19 protein-coding genes are annotated in these 21,510 nt (G+C 45.0%); 10 read left to right on the forward strand and 9 right to left on the reverse strand.

Annotation, left to right across the window (positions count from 1 at the left end; genetic code table 11):
* Positions 1 to 84: 84 nt before the first annotated feature.
* From dnaG to rpsU, 3 genes are all read right to left on the reverse strand, one after another.
* On the reverse strand, positions 85 to 1,836 hold the full coding sequence (dnaG, locus tag AB4589_RS02660; protein ID WP_372099243.1) for a DNA primase: 1,752 nt from the start codon (positions 1,834 to 1,836) through the stop codon (positions 85 to 87).
* A 119-nt stretch (positions 1,837 to 1,955) separates the two neighbouring features.
* The gene (locus tag AB4589_RS02665; RefSeq protein WP_009847797.1) at positions 1,956 to 2,399 is read right to left on the reverse strand and encodes a GatB/YqeY domain-containing protein; all 444 of its coding nucleotides are present in this window, start codon (positions 2,397 to 2,399) and stop codon (positions 1,956 to 1,958) included.
* 25 nt (positions 2,400 to 2,424) lie between these two features.
* Positions 2,425 to 2,640 (reverse strand): 30S ribosomal protein S21, encoded by a 216-nt coding sequence (rpsU, locus tag AB4589_RS02670; protein ID WP_004396009.1) that lies wholly within the window; start codon positions 2,638 to 2,640, stop codon positions 2,425 to 2,427.
* Positions 2,641 to 2,898: 258 nt separating this feature from the next.
* Between rpsU and tsaD the strand changes: the two genes are divergently transcribed.
* Together tsaD and AB4589_RS02680 are read left to right on the forward strand one after the other, a co-directional pair.
* Entirely contained in the window at positions 2,899 to 3,915 is a 1,017-nt protein-coding gene (tsaD, locus tag AB4589_RS02675; RefSeq protein ID WP_009847795.1) for a tRNA (adenosine(37)-N6)-threonylcarbamoyltransferase complex transferase subunit TsaD, read from the forward strand.
* Positions 3,916 to 4,039: 124 nt separating this feature from the next.
* The gene (locus AB4589_RS02680; RefSeq protein WP_372099245.1) at positions 4,040 to 4,855 is read left to right on the forward strand and encodes an alpha/beta fold hydrolase; all 816 of its coding nucleotides are present in this window, start codon (positions 4,040 to 4,042) and stop codon (positions 4,853 to 4,855) included.
* A 92-nt stretch (positions 4,856 to 4,947) separates the two neighbouring features.
* Here the strand turns inward: AB4589_RS02680 and plsY are convergent, their stop codons facing one another.
* Positions 4,948 to 5,544 carry a glycerol-3-phosphate 1-O-acyltransferase PlsY gene (plsY, locus tag AB4589_RS02685; protein WP_004735970.1) on the reverse strand — a complete coding sequence of 199 codons (597 nt, stop codon included), beginning with the start codon at positions 5,542 to 5,544 and terminating at the stop codon, positions 4,948 to 4,950.
* A 138-nt stretch (positions 5,545 to 5,682) separates the two neighbouring features.
* Between plsY and folB the strand changes: the two genes are divergently transcribed.
* Genes folB through AB4589_RS02700 form a run of 3 tightly spaced genes read left to right on the forward strand, consistent with a single transcriptional unit; the run spans position 5,683 to position 7,340 of the window.
* Positions 5,683 to 6,042 (forward strand): dihydroneopterin aldolase, encoded by a 360-nt coding sequence (folB, locus tag AB4589_RS02690; protein ID WP_004735969.1) that lies wholly within the window; start codon positions 5,683 to 5,685, stop codon positions 6,040 to 6,042.
* Positions 6,039 to 6,521, forward strand: coding sequence for a 2-amino-4-hydroxy-6-hydroxymethyldihydropteridine diphosphokinase (gene folK, locus AB4589_RS02695; protein ID WP_004735968.1), 483 nt, complete (start codon positions 6,039 to 6,041; stop codon positions 6,519 to 6,521). The genes folB and folK overlap by 4 nt, the downstream gene beginning before the upstream one ends.
* Positions 6,522 to 6,536: 15 nt before the next feature.
* Entirely contained in the window at positions 6,537 to 7,340 is an 804-nt protein-coding gene (locus tag AB4589_RS02700; RefSeq protein ID WP_004735967.1) for an undecaprenyl-diphosphate phosphatase, read from the forward strand.
* A 113-nt stretch (positions 7,341 to 7,453) separates the two neighbouring features.
* Here AB4589_RS02700 and AB4589_RS02705 read toward each other — a convergent pair whose 3' ends face one another.
* Positions 7,454 to 8,770, reverse strand: a complete 1,317-nt coding sequence (locus AB4589_RS02705; RefSeq protein ID WP_372099248.1) for a multifunctional CCA addition/repair protein — start codon at positions 8,768 to 8,770, stop codon at positions 7,454 to 7,456.
* A 36-nt stretch (positions 8,771 to 8,806) separates the two neighbouring features.
* Between AB4589_RS02705 and AB4589_RS02710 the strand changes: the two genes are divergently transcribed.
* Together AB4589_RS02710 and AB4589_RS02715 are read left to right on the forward strand one after the other, a co-directional pair.
* Positions 8,807 to 10,495, forward strand: a complete 1,689-nt coding sequence (locus tag AB4589_RS02710) for an AAA family ATPase (protein WP_372099251.1) — start codon at positions 8,807 to 8,809, stop codon at positions 10,493 to 10,495.
* The gene (locus AB4589_RS02715; protein WP_372099253.1) at positions 10,495 to 11,466 is read left to right on the forward strand and encodes a general secretion pathway protein GspB; all 972 of its coding nucleotides are present in this window, start codon (positions 10,495 to 10,497) and stop codon (positions 11,464 to 11,466) included. Before AB4589_RS02710 ends, AB4589_RS02715 begins: the two co-directional genes overlap by 1 nt.
* Positions 11,467 to 11,598: 132 nt before the next feature.
* Here AB4589_RS02715 and AB4589_RS02720 read toward each other — a convergent pair whose 3' ends face one another.
* From AB4589_RS02720 to AB4589_RS02730, 3 genes are all read right to left on the reverse strand, one after another.
* Positions 11,599 to 12,210 (reverse strand): TIGR04211 family SH3 domain-containing protein, encoded by a 612-nt coding sequence (locus AB4589_RS02720; protein WP_086050104.1) that lies wholly within the window; start codon positions 12,208 to 12,210, stop codon positions 11,599 to 11,601.
* Between the two features lie 205 nt (positions 12,211 to 12,415).
* Entirely contained in the window at positions 12,416 to 13,678 is a 1,263-nt protein-coding gene (locus tag AB4589_RS02725; protein WP_012603189.1) for an inorganic phosphate transporter, read from the reverse strand.
* Positions 13,679 to 13,806: 128 nt separating this feature from the next.
* The gene (locus AB4589_RS02730; protein ID WP_029223984.1) at positions 13,807 to 14,487 is read right to left on the reverse strand and encodes a TIGR00153 family protein; all 681 of its coding nucleotides are present in this window, start codon (positions 14,485 to 14,487) and stop codon (positions 13,807 to 13,809) included.
* Positions 14,488 to 14,694: 207 nt separating this feature from the next.
* Here AB4589_RS02730 and AB4589_RS02735 point away from each other — a divergent pair, with 207 nt between their 5' ends.
* On the forward strand, positions 14,695 to 16,212 hold the full coding sequence (locus AB4589_RS02735; protein ID WP_371701391.1) for a CYTH domain-containing protein: 1,518 nt from the start codon (positions 14,695 to 14,697) through the stop codon (positions 16,210 to 16,212).
* A gap of 39 nt (positions 16,213 to 16,251) precedes the next feature.
* Here the strand turns inward: AB4589_RS02735 and AB4589_RS02740 are convergent, their stop codons facing one another.
* The gene (locus AB4589_RS02740; RefSeq protein WP_017100419.1) at positions 16,252 to 17,001 is read right to left on the reverse strand and encodes a potassium channel family protein; all 750 of its coding nucleotides are present in this window, start codon (positions 16,999 to 17,001) and stop codon (positions 16,252 to 16,254) included.
* A gap of 97 nt (positions 17,002 to 17,098) precedes the next feature.
* Between AB4589_RS02740 and AB4589_RS02745 the strand changes: the two genes are divergently transcribed.
* Positions 17,099 to 18,355 (forward strand): methyl-accepting chemotaxis protein, encoded by a 1,257-nt coding sequence (locus tag AB4589_RS02745; protein ID WP_012603193.1) that lies wholly within the window; start codon positions 17,099 to 17,101, stop codon positions 18,353 to 18,355.
* A 254-nt stretch (positions 18,356 to 18,609) separates the two neighbouring features.
* On the forward strand, positions 18,610 to 21,459 hold the full coding sequence (glnE, locus tag AB4589_RS02750; protein WP_372099256.1) for a bifunctional [glutamate--ammonia ligase]-adenylyl-L-tyrosine phosphorylase/[glutamate--ammonia-ligase] adenylyltransferase: 2,850 nt from the start codon (positions 18,610 to 18,612) through the stop codon (positions 21,457 to 21,459).
* The last annotated feature ends 51 nt before the right edge of the window (positions 21,460 to 21,510 follow it).

Here is a 21,510-nt window from a genome sequence, read left to right on the forward strand (position 1 = left end):
TCAGGTCTGGTGAAGGACGTTGCATTCTCAAATGCAAACCAATTATGTTAACAAATTTATTAAATGCTGACTAATCAAACAGGGTTACGCTTTTAGATCTAGCATTAAAGCTAGTAGCTCCCTTTTTTCTTCGGCTGATAAACCGACACTTCTTGCTTTGGCCTGCAGGTTTTCAATTTGTTTTTCAACGCACTGGGCAAGGATATTGTCCAATGAGTCTAAAAATATGTCTTCTTGATTGTCTTCGTCGAGGGGGATTTCCCAGCTCGCGAGACGAGACAGAAGCGCCTCATGTTTATTGTGTCGCCAATGCTCTAATAATTGGCCTGTGTTGATATGGGGATGCGCATGGCATTTATCAAGTACTTCGACGAATAAACTTAGTCCAGGCAACTGTAAGCCTTTGACACTTGATAAATCCGGTACCATATCAGCATAGCTCGGATTTTGGATAAGCAAAGCGATAACTTCTCGCATTGGAGTGCGTTTTAGTTCTTTATGCGGTTGAGGTGTCGGGTTCTTAGTATGAACACGAGCTCGTCTCAGTTGGTTATCAAAACCAGTACGCTCATCCAATAATTTTTCGAGCAGTTCTTGGAAATAACTGTCAGGGATTTTGTTAATCAAGGCGCTTGCGTGTGCTCGCAGTGCCGACTTCCCTTCCGTTGTTCCCAGGTTCAACTTGTGTATCTCAATAAGATTATCGAACAAGTAAGTAGAAAGCGGTGTCGCATTCTGTACCAGTTGTTCGAAGGCCTCTTGGCCATTCTCTCTTATATAGCTATCTGGGTCTTCACCGTCGGGTAAAAATAGAAACTTGAGCGTGTTACCTGTTTTCAGGTATTCAAGCGCATTTTCGAGTGCGCGCCACGCCGCTTCCTTACCTGCTCGGTCACCATCGTAACAACAAACCACTATGCTGGTTTGGCGGAACAACATTTGAACGTGGTCACCGGTTGTCGAGGTGCCCAGTGATGCCACTGAGTAATCAACACCATATTGCGCTAATGCCACGACATCCATGTAACCTTCAACCACAAGTATTTGCGGCGGTTCACGGTAGGCTTGCAGCACTTCATAAAGGCCGTAAAGCTCTTTACCTTTATGGAAGATCGGCGTTTCTGGTGAGTTCAGGTATTTCGGTGTGCCGTCTTCTAAGACACGACCACCAAAACCAATCACTCGACCACGACGATCGCGAATCGGGAACATGACGCGTCCACGGAATCGATCGTATCGGTTGCCTTTATCATTCTCGATTAACATGCCGCCAGTCACGAGCATGTCTTGGGCTTCTTTTTGTTGGCCAAAGTTCTTACGAACCAAGTCCCATTCATCAGCGACGTAGCCAATGCCAAACTTCTGTACGATTTCACCAGAAAGACCGCGATTTTTTAGGTAATCAATCGCAGGTTTGTTCGCTGAGATTTTCAGCTGAGAGCGGTAAAAATTACTGATGCCGCCCATCAAATCGTAGAGGTTACGTTTTTGTTCGCTGTTGGCTCTTGGCGCCGTGGATATTTCACCGCTGCGCTGTTCTCTAGGAACATCAAGTCCTAAAAATGAGGCCAGCTCTTCAATCGCTTCAACAAAATCGAGACGTTCGAACTCCATAATGAAGTCGATGGCATTGCCATGTACGCCACAACCAAAGCAGTGATAAAACTGTTTTTCTTGGCTTACGCTAAAAGAAGGGGTCTTCTCGTTGTGAAATGGACAACAAGCACCATAGTTTTTGCCTTTTTTCTTAAGTTTCACGCGTGCGTCCACAATATCGACAATGTCGAGACGCGCTAGGAGATCATCGATGAAACTACGCGGGATGTGTCCTGCCATAAAACCTTAGAAAAATGCACTAACTGAGAGTGTGGATAATAATAGTTTGAATAGGTTACAGATACAAACAAGCCGTGCGTTCCGAAGGATTGCACGGCTTGTTGCAATTTGATTTGGGATTAAGCGAGTTTAGAACGAACTAAACCACTAACTTTACCCATATCTGCACGCCCTTGAATTTGTGGTTTCAAGATAGCCATTACTTTACCCATGTCTTGCATGCCCGCAGGTTGAGCTTCTGCAATTGCGCTATCAAGTAGTGCAATAACTTCTTCTTCAGTTAGCGGTTGAGGCATAAAGCCTTCAAGTACCGTAATTTCTGCTTTTTCCACGTCAGCAAGATCTTGACGATTTGCCGATTCATATTGAGCAACAGAATCGCGACGTTGCTTAACCATTTTAACTAATATAGCAATAATGTCGTCGTCGTTCAGAGTGATCCGTTCGTCAACTTCACGTTGCTTAATTGCTGAAAGAGCTAAGCGGATAGTGCCAAGGCGCGGTTTGTCCTTGGCTTTCATCGCTAATTTTTGCTCTTCTTTGAGTTGTTCAATAAGAGCCATAACTCAGTCCTTATGGATTAAGTTATTAGTACAGACGAACGCGACGTGCGTTTTCGCGAGCTAGCTTTTTAGCGTGACGCTTTTGAGCTGCTGCTTTAGCGCGTTTGCGAACTGTAGTTGGCTTTTCGTAATGCTCACGACGACGCACTTCAGAAAGGATACCTGCTTTTTCACAAGAGCGCTTGAAACGACGTAGTGCAACGTCGAACGGTTCGTTTTCACGTACTTTAACTATTGGCATATGCCTTTCACCTCAGGGGTTATTCATTATCGCTGGTTATTCAGTACCAAATCAGAGAAGTTACCCATCGAGCTAACTCTCTATTCGCGTTTGGTCATTAACCAGCTTGATCAAAAATGGTGCGGAATTTTAATCCGATCACAGTGGCTTTGTAAAGCACTTTGTCGATTATAGTCTGTACAATATTTGTTTGAAGAGCTTAGGCAGGGTAATATTGCGCTAATTTCCCATTTTAGACGAAAGCGTGCCGAGAAAATTATGCGCATTATTGGTATTGAAACCTCTTGTGATGAAACAGGAATCGCAATTTATGATGATGAGCAAGGGCTGCTTTCTCATCAGTTATACAGCCAAGTAAAACTGCACGCCGATTACGGTGGTGTAGTACCTGAGCTAGCGTCGCGTGACCACGTAAAAAAAACTATTCCACTGATTAAAGCGGCATTGGCAGAAGCGAATCTAACGTCGAAAGACATTGATGGCGTGGCTTACACGGCTGGCCCTGGTTTGGTTGGTGCATTGCTTGTGGGCGCAACGATTGGTCGCAGTATTGCTTATGCGTGGGGCGTGCCTGCTGTGCCAGTGCACCATATGGAAGGTCACCTTCTTGCGCCAATGCTAGAAGACAATCCTCCACCATTCCCATTTGTTGCTCTGCTGGTTTCTGGCGGTCATACCATGATGGTAGAAGTGAAAGGCATTGGTGAATACCGAATTCTTGGTGAATCGATTGATGATGCGGCGGGTGAAGCGTTTGATAAAACCGCGAAGCTAATGGGTTTAGATTACCCTGGTGGTCCACTGCTATCTCGACTCGCAGAAAAAGGCACGCCAGGTCGTTTTAAGTTCCCACGTCCAATGACCGATCGTCCGGGTCTAGATATGAGCTTTTCGGGCTTGAAAACGTTCGCGGCAAATACCATTCGTGCTAATGACAATGATGACCAAACTCGTGCTGACATCGCTTATGCGTTCCAAGAAGCGGTTTGTGCGACCTTGGTAATCAAGTGTAAGCGTGCGTTGGTAGAGACGGGTATGAAACGTATCGTGATTGCTGGCGGTGTGAGTGCCAACAAACAACTACGAGTTGAGCTTGAAGCATTAGCCAAGAAAATCGGTGGAGAGGTGTACTACCCACGCACTGAGTTCTGTACAGATAACGGTGCGATGATCGCTTATGCGGGCATGCAGCGCCTGAAGAATGGTGAAACGGCTGATTTATCTGTCCATGCCACACCGCGTTGGCCAATTGACCAGCTAGAGCCGATTGTTTAATCATAACCAATCGCCAAATAAACCATAGTATTTCGATAAACGGTCGCCTTGTGCGGCCGTTTTTATATCCTAGTTTACCGACTATGTGTCGATAAATAATTGCTAATAGAGATTAGGGAAGAAAATGAACAAGTTTACAGTAGACGATCAGTCGATGGCGTACCTAGATGAAGGTCAAGGCCCTGTTGTTGTGTTAGGTCACAGCTACCTTTGGGATAGTGCAATGTGGAAACCGCAGATCGATGCATTAAAAACTCAGTATCGCTGTATTGTTCCAGAGCTTTGGTCTCATGGTGAGTCTCAAGCTGCACCAGCTTCGATGCGTAACTTGAAAGATTACGCTCAGCACGTTTTGGCTCTGCTTGATCATTTAGAGATCGAAGAATTCTCTGTGGTTGGCTTATCGGTTGGCGGTATGTGGGGAACAGAGTTGGCGGAGTTAGCTCCTGCACGAATCAAGTCTCTGGTACTTATGGATACCTTTGTTGGTTTAGAGCCAGAAGTTGCTCATGCTAAATACTTCAGCATGTTAGACACCATTACTCAAACCAAAATGGTTCCTCAGCCGATTGTAGAAGCGGTTGTTCCACTGTTCTTCGCCAATGATGCTCAAACTAACTCACCAGCTTTAGTGGAAGGTTTTACTCAGCAGCTATCATCACTTGAGGGTGAGAAAGCAGAAGAAGTCGCACGAATCGGTCGAATGGTGTTTGGGCGCCGCGATATGATTGAAGCGGTAGAGAACTTTGCACTGCCTGTTTTGATTGCCGTTGGACAAGAAGATAAGCCACGTCCGGCACTAGAGTCATACCTAATGCACGATTGCATTACGGGCAGTGAGTTAGTGGTGATTCCTAGTGCTGGTCATATTAGCTCGCTAGAGCAACCAGAGTTTGTGAACACAATGCTGAAGACGTTTTTAGATAAACATCTGCTGTAAGCTCTTAAAGACTGAATAGTATTGATCGATTGAGACTTGTGTCGGTTTAAATTTATCTCGGTTTAAAAATGGTTCGGCTTAGACATGACAGTTTAAGCCGATTTTTTTTGCCCGAGTTTTGGTTCACTGCCATCGAGTAGGCGACGAATATTCTGATGGTGACGTAGTACGATCAAACAACACAACATGGCCACAGGTAGTGTGTATTGAGGTTTGACTAACCAAGCGTAGAAAGGTGCGAGCAACACAGTAACCAGTGCCGCTAAAGAAGAATAACGAAACAAAAATGCCACAACCAACCAAGTCGCCATGATCATGCCCGTTAGATCGAATCCAATTGGGGCGATGGCTCCGAGTGCCGTTGCGACGCCTTTACCACCTTTAAAGTGGAAGAATATTGGGTACATATGACCAAGACATGCAGCAATCGCCACGACGCCTAAAATGATCGAGTCGATGTTGAGGTAGTAGCCAAGCCAGACTGGAATGGTGCCTTTAAGCATGTCACAAAGTAGCACGGCTGCAGCGGCGCCTTTGCCGCCCACACGCAGTACATTGGTGGCTCCTGGATTGTTGGAGCCTACCGTTCTTGGATCAGGAAGTCTTAAGACTCGGCATATCAAGACCGCACTCGAAATTGAACCTAGCAAATAGGCTGCAATGATCATGATAAGTGCCAAAGGGGTCATGTTTTTCCTTAAACGGTTATAAGTCTAACGATGGGAAAATAATGCTCAATCCAAGAGTAATTGATATCATATCTGGAATTACACGAATAATACGTTTTTTTCCCCCATATGGGTATCCGACCTCTAAAAGGACAAGTCATGGCACTGGATAAAGTTTTCATTGAACAGCTAGAAGTAATTACAACGATCGGTGTTTACGATTGGGAACAAGAGATTAAACAAAAACTTGTGCTTGATATTGAAATGGCTCATGACAACCGCCCTGCAGGTAAGAGTGATGATGTTGTCGATGCTTTGGATTACTCGACAGTCAGTACAGCCGTACTTGACCACATTGCGAATGGCCGATTCCTATTGGTTGAGCGTGTGGCAGAAGAAGTCGCTGAATTAATCATGACTCAGTTCTCAGTGCCTTGGATTAAAATCCGTTTAGCGAAACCTGGCGCAGTGCCACAAGCAAAAGCCGTCGGTGTGATCATCGAACGAGGTCAAGCATGACAATAGCCTATGTTGGTGTTGGCACGAACATAGACCGCGACAAGCATGCAAGGGTGGCATGGACAGAGCTTCAATCGTTAGGGACTAACCTTAAATGCTCTAAGATCTATCATTGTGAGCCTGTAGGGTTTGAAAGCCATTCGTTTTATAACTTTGTGATAGAGCTCGACACATCACTCTCATTGACTGAATTTTCACAGCAACTTCGTAAAATTGAGTTTAAATGGGGTCGCTCTCAAGATGCTCATAAACTTCAAGACCGAAAGCTCGATCTTGATATTGTGCTGTTTGGAGACGTGGTTTCTGAAAGCGAACCAGAATTACCACGCAGTGATATCTATAAATATCCTTTTGTAACACAACCACTTTATGATCTGTGTCCTGCGAGAGTGATCCCGCAAGATGGAAGAACCGTCAGTGAAATATGGCAGAAGATGCAGCAATTAGATTCGCTCTCTGTCGTAGATATAACACTATAATTTTTAAGGTAAGTAATGAGTTATTTTGAAGCGTTTATGTTGGCGTTGGTGCAAGGCTTTACTGAGTTTTTACCTATTTCCAGTTCTGCACACTTAATCCTTCCTTCGGCTGTTTTAGGTTGGGAAGATCAAGGCTTGGCTTTTGATGTGGCTGTCCACGTTGGTACTTTGGCTGCCGTCGTGATCTATTTCCGCAAAGAAGTGGTCTCTCTTTTGAGCGCATTCTTTGGTTCCGTGTTTAAAGGTGATCGTAGTAAAGAAGCGAAGCTCGCTTGGATGATCATTCTCGCGACGATTCCAGCGTGTATCTTTGGTTTGTTGATGAAAGATATTGTTGAGCTTTATTTGCGCAGTGCGTGGGTGATTGCGACGACAACGATTATTTTTGGTTTATTGCTATGGTGGGTGGATAAAAACTCAAGCCTGCGTGATGACGAATACCAAGCGGGTTGGAAAAAGGCGCTGTTTATTGGTCTTGCTCAAGCAATGGCGATTATTCCAGGTACGTCTCGTTCTGGCGCGACGATTACTGCAGCGCTTTACCTTGGTTTCACACGTGAAGCCGCGGCTCGATTCTCTTTCCTAATGTCTATCCCAATCATCACTCTGGCGGGTGGTTACTTAGGTCTGAAGTTAGTGACCAGTGGTGACCCTATCCATGTTGGCACCTTGCTTACGGGTATCGTGGTTTCTTTCATCAGTGCTTATATCTGTATTCACTTCTTCTTGAAGCTTATTTCACGTATGGGCATGACACCATTTGTTATCTACCGCCTGATTCTAGGTTTTGGTCTATTTGCTTTCTTGATGATGCAGTAGCAATCGACTTAAGTTCACGACTTACGTAGACAAATGTTTCGTCCTACAGATTGAAACGGAAAAACCCGCCTAGTCGCGGGTTTTTTAATGCATGGTAATCAGCATTGTGCAGATTAACTATTAGAGAGTTCTGATAACGCGCTCTCAATTGCGGCAGCTCTGCGCTTCTCTTGTTCTTCTCGAATATCTTTGCCTTGAAAACCATCGGCAATAATCGCTTTAACTTCGACTTGAAGCGCTGCTTGGTAAGCCACTTCAAAACGCGCTTTCTGAGGGTAAGGCTGATCTTCTAATCCTTTTCGGCCAGCGTGATCAGCTTGACAGCAAAGCAGTATGTCGTTGAGCCTGTCTGGTTTACGCCAAACATCAAACTTGTTCAGAACCTTGAGAAAGGTGGTTGGCTTGAGCTCGCCTGCACGGTGGATATTAGAATGTTGCTCGCAAACTAACAGTGCGAGATCTCTGAATTCATTGGGCACTCTGACTCTTTCACACAGCTTCTTAATGATTTTTAAGCCTGTATGGCAATGCATTTTGTGGCTTGGCCACTCGCTTTCTGGCGTGACGCCTTTACCTAAATCATGTACTTGAGCGGCAAAACGCACGGGTAACGATGAGCTTAATCGCGCAGTTTGCTGAGCAACCATCAGAGTGTGAATGCCCGTGTCGATCTCAGGGTGCCACTTTTCAGGTTGAGGTACACCAAACAGCGCGTCAATTTCAGGCAACACAACAGCCAATGCGCCACACTCTTTCAGTACAGAAAGGAACACTTCAGGATGCGGAGTGCTAAGGGATTTATGCCACTCTTGCCAAACTCGTTCGGCAGTGAGATGTGCCAGTTCACCGGATTGAACTATCTCACTCATCATCACCATGGTTTCGGGTGCAACCGTAAAGTTGAGGTGATGGAGTTTGGCGGCGAAGCGAGCCACACGCAGTACACGCAGAGGATCTTCAACAAAAGCATCCGAGACGTGTCTTAGAACACGATCAGAGAGATCTTTCTGGCCATGGTAAGGATCGTAAAGCTGGCCTTTATCGTCTTGAGCAATGGCGTTGATGGTCAAATCTCGACGCATAAGATCTTCTTCCAAACTCACATCTGGTGCAAAGTAACATTCGAAACCTGTGTAACCCGAACCTGACTTTCTTTCGGTGCGAGCCAGTGCGTGCTCTTCTTTCGTCTTTGGGTGTAAGAATACGGGGAAGTCTTTACCCACTGCAGTAAAGCCAAGGTTTTCCATCTCTTGAGGGGTACTCCCTACCACGACCCAATCTCTATCATAGCTATCAATGTTGAGCAGCTTATCGCGCACCGCTCCACCGACTAGGTAGCGTTGTAGCCCATTGTCTTTTGGTAGGCTATCGTATATTTGCAACTTATCACCTCGAAATGTTTTATCACTGCTGGACTTTACTGCAAGCAATGGTACTTTCCATTAATCGTAATTATAGGGCAGCACATGTATAAGGAATATTTTGGCTTCGTTGAGATGCCATTTTCGATTGTACCAAATTCTCGCTACTTGTTTTTAAGTCAGCGCCATCAAGAAGCGATGCAGAACCTACAAGCCGGTTTAGGCGAAGGTGGGGGCTTTGCGATGCTTACTGGTGAGGTCGGTACAGGAAAAACAACGGTCGCCAAAGCGATGTTGTCATCACTCGATAATCAGACTCAAGCTGGCCTTATACTCAACCCTACGTTTTCGAATACGGATTTACTGGAAGCTATCTGTGATGAGTTTGAGGTCGAATACCCTGAACAAGCATCGTTGAAACAGCTGAGTCAGGCAATTCATCACTTCCTGCTTGATAGCCATGCTGAAGGCATTCAAACCTTATTGGTGATAGATGAGGCCCAACACCTTGCAGCTGATGTGTTGGAGCAGCTACGCCTTCTGACCAATTTAGAAACCGACAGTCGTAAGCTATTAAAGGTGCTGTTGGTTGGACAACCTGAATTACAGCAACACTTACAAACCACACAGCTACGTCAACTCGCGCAGCGGATTACAGGTCGCTATCACTTATTACCTCTTAATATCGAAGAAACGGGTAAGTACATCGCGTTTCGTTTGGAAACGGCTGGTGGTGAGCAGATGTTGTTTTCGAATCGTTCAATCAAGCTTATCTCCCAATATACCCATGGTATTCCGAGGCTCATTAACTTGGTGTGTGATAAAGCGCTGCAATTGGCTTTCCATGATGGTGATAAATCACTGAGTAATGAAACGGTTAACCGAGCTTGTCAGCAGGTCATGTCCTTTCAGGCCGATGTGTATCACGTCGAGAAAACTCAAGCTACTCATGTAGTTCCAAAATTAATCCAATACGCGGGGATTGCCACATTAAGTGTCGGCCTTGCAATCGCGACCTTTAACTTCGCCCCAACCTATATTAGTTCATGGATGCCTGCGGATACTTCCAGTGAAGTGAAAACGGAAGTAGCGGCGAATACTCAACGCTCATTTGTGGCTGAAACACCGATATTGGATGATAAATCTATATTGGTTCAAGATCTCAAGGCTTCGAAGTTTGCACTACCACAAGATGTTCAGAATCACTTAAAGCAAGGGAATAATCAAACGCTTGCAATTAGGGACCTATACACGCTTTGGGGGTATGAATCTTCGCTTCGTGATTGGCTATGTTTGAGTGAACAACAAAGTGTATTTGTATGTGAGCAACATCAAGCCAATTTAGAATATTTGATTGAACTTGGAGTTCCCGTGGTTCTTAATCTGGAATTAGGTCAAGAACCTGTGTTTGCTGTACTTTATGGCGCGTCTGAGGAGTCTGTTGAGCTCCTAGTCAACGAAAAGCTATTGGTGATGCCTAAGCGCACCTTAAAGCAAATTTGGCAAGGTGATTATGTCGCGATTTGGAAACAGCCGCTAAGAGAGACCCTGAAAGAGGGCTATCAAGGTGAGGCGGTTGCTTTACTTGATCTATTGCTTTCAGAAGTCTTGGGTGAAGACGTATCGGGCAGTGATGTATTTGACTATGAATTGAAAATGAAAATCGAAGCGTTTCAAACTTGGCAGGGTATGTCTGTTGATGGCATCGCAGGTAAGCGCACCTTAGCAAGGTTGCAGAGATTAGCTCAACTCGACTCGCCCAAGTTGATGTCATTAGAAGGAGGCGAAAGCTAATGTCACGTATTATGCACGAGCTTAAACAGTCTTCTAATAATAAACCTAGCTTTAAAGGTTACCAAAACCATCACGTGCCTAGTTCTGCTAAAGGGATTAGCAACAAACGAGGTTCATCGTTAACAATGGGACTGATCCTTGTCTTGGTGCCTTCTCTATTGGTGGGCGGCGTTCTGGTTTATCAGTCGTATAATCAACAGCAGCAAGGCTCGGCTAGCCCCGTTGCCTCCGGAGCTCTGCCTGAATCAAAGCTTCAATCAGACTTTGAGCCTCAAATTGCCGGTTCTGGCATTGCCAGTGTGGATGCAGTGTCAGTGGATGCAGTGTCAGTGGATGCAGTGTCAGTGGATGCAGGCGATGAAGCGTTATTTTCTGTTCGCTCGGCACCGGTAAGCCAGCTTTTGAAAGCACTACCGCGTCAAGAGATACATGCAAAGATGGGCACCGACATCGGTAATATCGCTAGTGACTCGAAAGCGATCGTGGCAAATGTAGATAATAGTAATCAAGCAGCAACGAATTTAGATCCATTATCTATTGAACCGTCAGTTCAACCTGGAACGAATAATGATAATGTCACGCTGCAATCGGACCGTGATTTACTGAAAGGGTTAGACCTCACCGAGTTGCCACCCGATTTAGCGTTGAAGCTTGAATCAATGATGGGAGAGCAGTCGGTTTCACCTGAACCGATGGATTCTAGACCTGTGGGGAATATGGATTCTCAGGTCATCGGTTTAGAAACACATGGCAATAGATTGTCTGGTGTATTACCTAAGTTAGACTTACAAACTCACATGTACTCGAGTAGCGAAACTAAGCGTTGGGTAAAAGTGAATGGACATGAAGTTGCTCAAGGGGAATGGATCGAGCCGGGTATTCAGTTGCTTGAGATTAAACCACAATCGGTAATCATTGAATTCAATCAGCAGAAAATAGAAATCCCAGCTTTGTATGAGTGGAAAGGTTAGTACTATCGATATTACTTACTGTGATTGATGTTAGCGCTGTGACTTGAATGATAAATCCAGACAAATAAAAAGGAGCACCTCGGTGCTCCTTTTTGATATTCGATACTGAACCTACTGTACCAAATGCGAGGCTTACGCCCAGCCGTTTGGTGACTTTCTACGACGAGGCATGATGTGTGGCAGAACAAGGCCAAGAAGTAGACCAATACCAGCAACACCACCACCGTACATGAAGTACTTCAATAGTAAGTCATCTTTTTGAGTATCTAGCTTAGCGCGTAGTTCACGGTTCTCTGTTTGAGAGCTCGTTAGCTGTTGGCTAATCTCACTGTAGTTCTGCTCTAGTTCAGCAATCTGCTTGTTACGAGAGTCTAGAGAGCTTGCGAGACCTGCTTTTTCGCTGTCAGCACTTTGGCGAGCATTCGCCAGTTTGCCTTTTACTTCAGAGAGCTCTTTCTCTAGCTTAGGCATGCGCAGCGCCATACTTTCTTTTGTGCTTACGAACTTACTCTCAACCCAACCTTTGCGTCCTCGGCTATCTTGAACCTGAGTGTAACCCGTGCTCTTGTTAGTTTGCAGGTAAGTAATCTTTTCACCAGCATCAATACTACCTATGATACGGAAAGTATTGTTTGGGCCAGAGTGCATATAAGTAAATAGTTTGTCAGCAATATAACGGTCTTGAGCAAAGGCAGCTGGAGCCGCAAGCATTGCGAACAAAACTAAGCTAATCAGTTTTTTCACAGTAAATCCTTTAACGATTCAAATTGGGTAGGCGTATGAGTCAGCCTCAATGAGCAAATAATATTTAGTTTTTTTATATGGTGCAACAAAGAAGGGAGGCAAAGCCTCCCTTTCTGTGCGTTTGAGTCAATAATGACATGGTATTTACATATCTTTACTGAAGCTCACCGTTTTCTGACGCTAATATTGACTAGCGTCAGGGCTATTACATAGTAAACATAGCCTGAATTGCGTAGAAGAATACAACAGCAAGTAGAGCACCTGCAGGTAACGTCACAATCCAAGAAGCTACGATGTTACGCACAACGCCTAAGTTTAGAGCTGCGATACCACGAGCAAAGCCTACACCTAATACCGCACCAACCAATGTTTGCGTGGTTGAAATCGGAAGGCCAGTACCAGAAGCAAGTACAACCGTACACGCGGTCGCTAGTTGAGCTGCAAAGCCACGGCTAGGAGTTAGTTCTGTAATACCAGTACCAACGGTTGCCATTACCTTATGACCCATTGTTGCAAGGCCAACAACGATACCAATACCACCTAGTGGAAGAATCCACCATGCGATAGTGCTCTTGCCTGAGATTTCGCCCATGTGCTCAACCGTTGAAACAACCGCTGATAGTGGACCAATCGCGTTGGCAACATCGTTTGAACCGTGTGCGAATGCCATTGCACAAGCAGTGATAACCATTAGTACGCTGAAGATACCTTCTACGCCAGTAAAACCGTGGTCTTCTTCGCGGTTAGCAAACTTCTTCTGAATGTATAAGTAACCGCCAATCATGACGACAGCAGAAACACCTGCAGCCCATAACCATGCTTCAGTACCGGTTAGATGAAGGCCTACGTGCTTAAGACCTTTCTTGATCGTTACAAGTGCAATGACCATTGTAGTAATGAACATGTATACCGGTACAAAACGCTTCGCATTGAATAGCGGGTTTTCTGTATCGAATATCAGTCGTTGGGCACTGACAAATATGAGATAGGCGAAGATACCGGAAATCAATGGTGTGACAATCCAACTTCCCACAATGCCTTGGACACTGTTCCAATCTACAGCTTCAGTACCCACAGACACACAAGCAAAACCGATGATTGCACCGATGATTGAGTGAGTCGTTGATACTGGCCAGCCCATGTATGAAGCTAGAAGTAGCCATGTACCAGCAGCTAGTAGTGCAGACATCATACCGTACACAAGTACGTCAGGTTGATCTGCAAACAGAGATGTTTCGATAACACCTTTACGGATCGTGTCTGTTACTTCGCCGCCCGCAAGGTAAGCACCTGCGAATTCAAAGATCATTGCGATAATGATCGCTTGTTTAACGGTTAGAGCTTTAGAGCCTACTGAAGTGCCCATTGCGTTCGCAACGTCATTTGCACCAATACCAATAGCCATCAAGAAACCGAAAGCTGCTGCAACAATAATCAGGACAGTGCCGTAGTTAGCAAGGATATCCATCGTAATACCTAGTTGTTTGATAACAAGCGGAACAAATTTAGACGCAAAAAACCGCTCAGCGAGAGAAATACTCAGCGCATAAGTGGTTTGTTCAAAAAATGCTCTTCGTTATATAGTTAGCGTATGATTTAAGATCGAGAAAGCATTACTTCAAGACGAGCGCCTACACGCTGTGCTTGATCTGCAATACCACCAACCCATTCAAGAATTTTGTATAAGAACATGATATCAACTGGATTCAGACCATCTTCAATCGCCATTAGTTGTTGGCGTAGTTCGATCTGCATCGCGTCCGTGTCATCTTCAATTACATCTAATTGATGAATCATTTCAGCAACGAGTGTTACTTCACGGCCTTTAAAGCCCGTTTCAAGTAATTCGTCTAGTTCATTGATTACGTTTTGTGCTTGGTTCGCTGCATCTAGACAACGTTTAACGTAAGCGATGAAGTTTTCTTGCATAGGAGCAGGAATGACAAGTTGACGACCATATACACGGCCAGCAATGTCTTTCGCTAGGTTTGCTAGTTTGTCTTGTTGAGTTAATAGCTCCAACATATCGGTGCGATCAACTGGCATAAACAAACCGCGAGGAAGTTTAAGGCGAATTTCACGTTTTAGTACGTCAGCTTCTTTCTCAAGGTGAGAAATCTGAGCTCGAATTTCTGATGCTTTCTCCCAGTCACCTTTTGAAGAAACTTCAAAGAAATTAACTAGGTGAGAACAACATTCGTTCACGCATACTACGTGACGCTGCAAAGGTTTAATTGGGGACTTTGCAAATAACCCCATAATTGTATTTACTGGCATGGTCATCCAACCTAATAAATAATAACCTTAAAACAACATACACCATATTCATGGTGAAATGTTAAGCGATGGCTACAAAGTCGCGCATGTTAACCTAATCAATGTCTCATTAAAACTGTTTTAGATCATCATAAGGGCGATATTTCTGACTTGCTGAGTTTTCAAATTGGCAATATCCTGTCCCTATCTTCACAGAAAGGTATAACTATGGAAACCGAGATAGAACTGAAGTTTTTTGTTTCTCCTGATTTTTCAGAGACTTTACGCAAGAAAATTGCTGAAACTAAAGTACTTCAGCACAGTTGTCGTGAGCTAGGTAACATCTACTTTGACACCCCCGATAACTGGTTACGTAAGCACGATACTGGCTTGCGCATTCGACGCTTTGATGACGTATTTGTACAAACCGTAAAGACGGCTGGTCGTGTGGTTGCAGGCCTGCATCAAAGGCCTGAATACAATGCAGAACATGACAGCAATGAACCTAAGCTAGCCCTACATCCAGAGGACATCTGGCCAGCGGGTAAAGACATCGAAACGCTGCAAGCTGAGCTGACTCCTCTATTTTCTACCAACTTCACACGTGAGCAGTGGTTGATTGGTATGCCTGATGGCAGTCAAGTCGAGGTCGCATTCGATCAAGGTTTTGTTGAATCAGGCGAACTGCAAGAACCGATTTGTGAAGTCGAATTGGAACTTAAGTCCGGTCAAACAGATGCTCTATTTACATTGTCTCGTCAATTCTGTGAACAAGGTGGCATGCGTTTAGGTAATCTAAGCAAAGCCGCTAAGGGTTACCGCCTTGCTCAAGGTTATCAAGGAGATGAAGTGACTCCTTTGACCTTAGTTGATACTGATAAAAGTGATACCGTTGAATCGTGTTTTATTCAATCTTTAGAGCATGCTCTCGCTCATTGGCATTATCATGAGCAGATCTTCACCGAGCGCCAATCAATTGAAGCGTTACATGAGATCAGTCACTCGCTGAGTTTCATCCGTCAAACCTTCACTATCTATGGTGGTATTGTCCCAAGACGCGCGAGTGCTATTTTACGCCAAGAGCTCAAGTGGCTTGAGCAAGAGCTCAACTGGCTGAAAAGCTATGACCACTTCGAAGATTTGCTCGAAGATAAAGGCCACGTACTGCGTAAATTGGATGCGCGTAAGTTTTTGGTCGCTGAACTTAAAGAGATGCAAGAGCAACTTCCCGATCGCGAAGAGCTGCTTACCCTGTTGAGCTCTGCTCGTTACACGGGTTTGTTGCTAGATCTGAGTCGCTGGATCTTGTCTCGTGGCTGGCAACCATTCTTAGACGAAAAAGCACGTGAACAAATGGCACGTGGTATCGAATGGTTTTCGGTTAAGCAACTCGATCGCACATGGGCCGACTTGATGGAAGCTTTCCCGCCAGAGCGAGTGATGACTAGCCAAGCGTATATTGAACAGCAATATCGTTTGATGAGAAACCTATATTCTGGTGTTGGTTTCGCGAGTTTGTATGATGACGATGAACGAAACAGTTTCCGCTTGCCATGGGCCGATATGGTGCAAGGTATTGACGATTTGCTGGCACTTAAAACATTAGAGCCTTTGACTGAGAAGTTAGAAGGCGATGAGAAGGTTCAGCTAGAGCGTTGGTTAGCTCGTCAAGAGGTGTCTATTCTGCATGCGATGGAACAGACACGCCAAATAAGTGTAGAAGTTGAGCCGTATTGGCAAGACTGAGTTTCATAACAACATGAAATTGAAAATAGGGCTTCGGCCCTATTTTTTTGTTTGTTGTTCCAGCTTTTCTAGTCGTTCGAGAATTTTCTGTTGTTGCTCAATGATCTTCTCAAGGTGCTTCTCTTTGTTTTCAGCTCGTTGATTGTCATGGCGAGTTGGAGAGGTGATCAAAGAAGTAATCAACCCTGAAATCATACCAAAAACACCCACACCACAAATGATCACCAGAGAAGCGACTAACTTGCCTGAGCTCGTCACTGGATAATGATCGCCGTACCCCACGGTACTAATCGTTACGAAAGCCCACCATAAAGCATCTTGGCCAGTGGTAATGTTGGCATTGGGATCCTTGTGCTCTAGCAGCAGTATTGTTCCTGCACCTATGGTCAGGAGAATAACCAATAGCAAAATAATTGAGGCGAGTGTCGTTTCTTTTCGATTGCTAAACAGCTCCCTGAAAACACGTTTTCCTGACCGAAGAACGAGAATCACGCGCAAGATCTGAAAAATGCGAGCGAATCGAAGTGGCTCGACCATAGGGATGCTTGCCAAGAAATCGATCCAGTGTACTTTTAGATATTCTTTCTTATTTTGTGATCTGAATAGATCAATAGTGAGCTGAAAAAGAAAAACGCTACAGATTATAAAGTCCAGGCCGATAAGAACTTGTTTCGATTCTTTATCAATCGGTGCAAACAATAAGCCTGAGATCACAAATAACGCTAAGAAAGAGAGAATCAGTGATAATAAGCTCATCGGCTTAGTGGTGTCTTTGATACTATTTAACATTCATACGAGGCTCAAAATAAATCGCGAACTTTGACTGACATAGCCATCTCGCGGATATAGAAGCCATCAATATATAAGAGTTAATGGAGAACTGACAATGACTAAACTGTCATTCAAGCCGTGGGAAAGGATTATCTCGGACATCCGTCTCGTTCCAAAAATGATCATGCTGATGGTTTTCAGCACTATCTTGATTATTTCGAAGCAGCTATGGGACGCAAGTGCGTTTTACGATTCATTACTTGCAGTCACTAACAATGCACAAGTTGCACAGCAGCATTACGAGACTTACCTAGTTCAAGTGGCTTGGCAAACAGCCTTGATGATCATTGTGTTTGTGGTTCTTCTATTGGCGGCAGCGCGCGTTATGCTTCGCCAAACTCAATACCTCAATGACGCCATTAAAACGATGGCCGATAAGAACCTATCAGTGCCAATTCATATGGATTGTAAAGATGAATACGGTGATGTGGCACGAGAACTCGAAAAAACTCGAGTCCAGTTGAATGACATGATCAAAACTCAGGTGGCCTCTTCTGATGAGTTGTTTGCCCTGACGGAAGTGATGACCATCAGCATGTCCGAAACCAAAGATTCAGCCCAGGAAGAATTTAACGAAATCGACCAACTAGCGACAGCAATGAGCGAGATGACGTCTACTGTGCAAACTGTGGCTGAGCACGCGCAAAGTGCTTCTTCTCTTACTGAGCAAGCATCAGGTCAAGCACTAACAGGTCAGAAGTTCGTTCAAGGTTCTGTTTCTAAGATGAGTGAGCTTTCTTCGGACATCGCAGCCTCTGCAGCAGCGGTAAACCAAGTAGAAGAGCGCGTAGACTCGATTGGCAGTGTGGTTGGTACTATCCAAGGCATTTCAGAGCAAACGAACCTATTGGCTTTGAACGCAGCGATTGAAGCCGCGCGTGCCGGTGAAGCGGGACGTGGTTTTGCGGTTGTTGCCGATGAGGTTCGTAACCTTGCGCAACGTACTCAGCAAGCGACAGTAGAAATTCAAGATATGATTAGCCATCTACAAAGCAGTGCTAACTCGGCTGTAGAGCTGATGGAAAAGAGTGTTGTTGAAGCCGCTGAAGGCGTAGACCTAGTGACTAACGCTGGTTCTGAGCTTGATGGCATCGTAAGTCAGGTAAACCAGATTAATGATATGAACTTCCAGATCGCGACTGCTGCGGGCCAACAAACTAGTGTCGCGGAAGAGATGAGTGTCAACCTGACCAATGTTCGTGAGCTTGTTGAAGCTTCCGTAGTGGTGGTGGGTGAGCTTCTCGAGACTTCTGAGATCATGGAAAGCAACGCACAAGAGCTAGACGGTAAGATTAAGCAGTTTAAGGTTTAATCCCCTGTTCTCGGTCTTGAGCTCTAGTTCGCAAGATCTATAGGTCTATTCCTAGAGGTTTGGCCACGGAGACTTGTTATTAGAGATAGAGACTCAACTTGATAAGTTCACTGATAAAACGCCCACATTGCTAATGTGGGCGTTTTTTATTGGCAGAACTTTGGTATAACTAATCATTAGTTTTTAGAACTCGTTATTGAAGAACCGAACCGACAAACCAATTGTTCGGTGCGCAGCTTACACAAGGAAGAAACATGCCATTGCCTTCTCTACTCGTCACTCATTCCCAGTCTGCTTTTGAGCAATTATTAGAGCATCAAAGTGACGCCATTAACACTTGGCCTGAGCCATTGATTGCCGATCTCAAGCGTGTATTAGGCTTGAGCTGTTTTGTGGGTGATTGTTTACAGCGTGACTCGATTTTATCCAGCACCTTGCCAGAGGTGCTGAGATGCCAAGAGCGTGCGGAAGGGTATCGTAAGCGTTTGGCCGAGTTACTTTCAGGTTGTGTTGATGAAATGAGCGGTCAACGTGTACTGCGTCAATTCCGTAATCGTGAGATGACCTACATTGCTTGGCGTGACTTTATGGGCTCATGGGATCTAGAACAGAGCTTAAATCATTTGTCGATGCTAGCAGAGGCGATGATCTTCGAGACCTATCAATGGCAGTACGATATTTGTTGTAAAGAGTGGGGCACACCTTGTAACGAGCAAGGTGAAGCGCAGCCTATGTTGATCATAGGTATGGGCAAGTTAGGTGGCGGTGAGCTGAATTTCTCTTCCGATATCGATCTAATTTTTACTTACCCTGAGAATGGTGAAACCCAAGGAGCAAGAAGAAGTATCGCCAACGCGCAGTTCTTCACGCGTTTGGGGCAACGTATTATCAAGGCGCTTGATCAGCAAACCTTTGACGGATTCTGTTATCGAGTCGACATGCGCTTGCGTCCATTCGGGGAGAGCGGCCCTTTGGTCATGAGCTATGCTGCTCTTGAAGACTATTACCAAGAACAAGGCCGTGACTGGGAACGCTACGCAATGGTTAAGGCGCGTGTGATGGGCAGCGAAATGTACCCTGAATACCAAGAGCTCCGCCAGATGCTGCGTCCGTTTGTTTTTCGTCGTTATATTGATTTCAGTGCCATTCAATCTTTGCGTCGAATGAAGTCGATGATCAGTAGCGAAGTGCGACGTCGCGGCTTATCAAACAACATTAAGCTTGGCTCTGGTGGTATTCGTGAAGTCGAGTTTATTGCTCAAGTCTTTCAACTGATTCGTGGTGGACGTGAACCGAGCCTTCGTGGTCGAGGTTTGTTGGAGACGTTAAGTGCGATTGAATCTCTTCATTTATTAGAAGCAGAAGAGGTCGGTCACTTACGTGAGGCATACCTGTTTTTACGCCGCCTTGAGAACCTATTACAAGCGATGGCCGACAAGCAAACTCAAACATTACCTGATGGCGATTTCGAACAGTTGCAACTTGCTGTCGCCATGCAGTTTGCAGATTGGGACGGTTTGATTGATGCGACCCGTGCTCATATGGCGAATGTTCACACCGTATTCGAAGACCTAATTGGGGTTGATGAAGATGATGCTAACCCAATCGCGAGTCACTTTAGTGAGTTGTGGGATATGGCTCATAAGCAAGATGTGATTGAGCAGGTTCTAGAGCATGACATCGCGATTGCTAACCCGCAGCAAGCGGCGAAAACCATTATCCAATTCAAAGCTGATTTGGCTAAGAAAACCCTTGGCCCTCGTGGACGTGAGGTACTCAATCGATTAATGCCCAAAGTGTTTCAAGCGCTCTACACCGCCAAGGATGCTGAATTTGGTTTGTCTCGAGTACTGCACCTGCTGCAAAAAATTGTTACGCGTACCACGTATCTTGAGCTATTGGATGAGCACCCCGCGGCCCTCACTCAACTCGTTCGCTTATGTACAGCGAGCCCGATGATCTCGGAGCAGTTGGGTCGCTATCCAATCCTGTTAGATGAACTTATTGATCCGCAGCAACTCTATAATCCCGTGCCTTTAGAGTCTTACAAGACCGAGTTACGTGATTATCTAGCCCGTATTCCTGAAGATGACATGGAGCAGCAGATGGAAGGTCTGCGTCAGTTTAAGCAGACTTGTATTCTGAGAATTGCTGCCGCGGATATTGCGGGCGCTTTGCCTGTAATGAAGGTCAGTGATCACCTTACCTATTTAGCGGAAGCGATTGTTGAGGCGGGTATTAATCAAGCATGGCTGCAAGTGTCGGCTAAGTTCGGTGAGCCCACTCATGTGAAAGATCGAGAAGGGCGCGGTTTTGCGGTGGTTGGTTATGGCAAAGTTGGTGGCTGGGAGCTGGGTTACAACTCCGATCTTGATATTGTGTTCATGCACGATTGCCCAGTACACATCTATACTGATGGTAAGAAAGAGATTGATGGACGCCAGTTTTATCTGAGGTTGGCACAGCGCATTATTCATATTTTCTCGACCAGAACTGCTTCTGGTATTTTGTACGAGGTCGACACTCGCTTGCGCCCTTCAGGTGTCTCTGGTCTATTAGTGAGTCCAACCTATGCCTTTGATGAGTATCAGCATAATGACGCGTGGACTTGGGAGCACCAAGCTTTGACTCGCGCTCGTATGATTTATGGTGATGACTTATTGGCTTCGGCATTTAACAAGACTCGCCATGAGATTTTGTGTTTGACTCGAGATGAAGCTGTACTTAAAAAATCCGTTGTCGATATGCGTGAAAAAATGCGCGGGCACCTCGGAGGAAAAAAAGCCGATCGATTCATGCTAAAACAAGATGCGGGCGGTATTACTGATATTGAGTTCTTGGCGCAATATTTAGTACTTCGATACAGTAATGAAAAACCTAAGTTGACTCGTTGGTGTGACAATGTACGAATCTTTGAAAGTCTGTTGTCACAAGGGATCATGGACGAACAGCAAGGCATGGCATTAACTAATGCCTATACAACATTAAGAGATGAAATCCATCACCGAAACCTACTCAACCTTGATGCGGACGTGGCGATTGATAAATTTAAAATGGAAAGGGAACATGTTGTTCAGGCATGGAAGCAATGGATGGAAGCGTAACGGAACTATTTCTTAACGGTTACGTCATTATCATTTAGTGATCGCTTATCG

The sequence above is a fragment of the Vibrio sp. 10N.222.49.A3 genome, assembly GCF_041475145.1.
Taxonomy (GTDB): Bacteria; Pseudomonadota; Gammaproteobacteria; order Enterobacterales; family Vibrionaceae; genus Vibrio; species Vibrio tasmaniensis_A.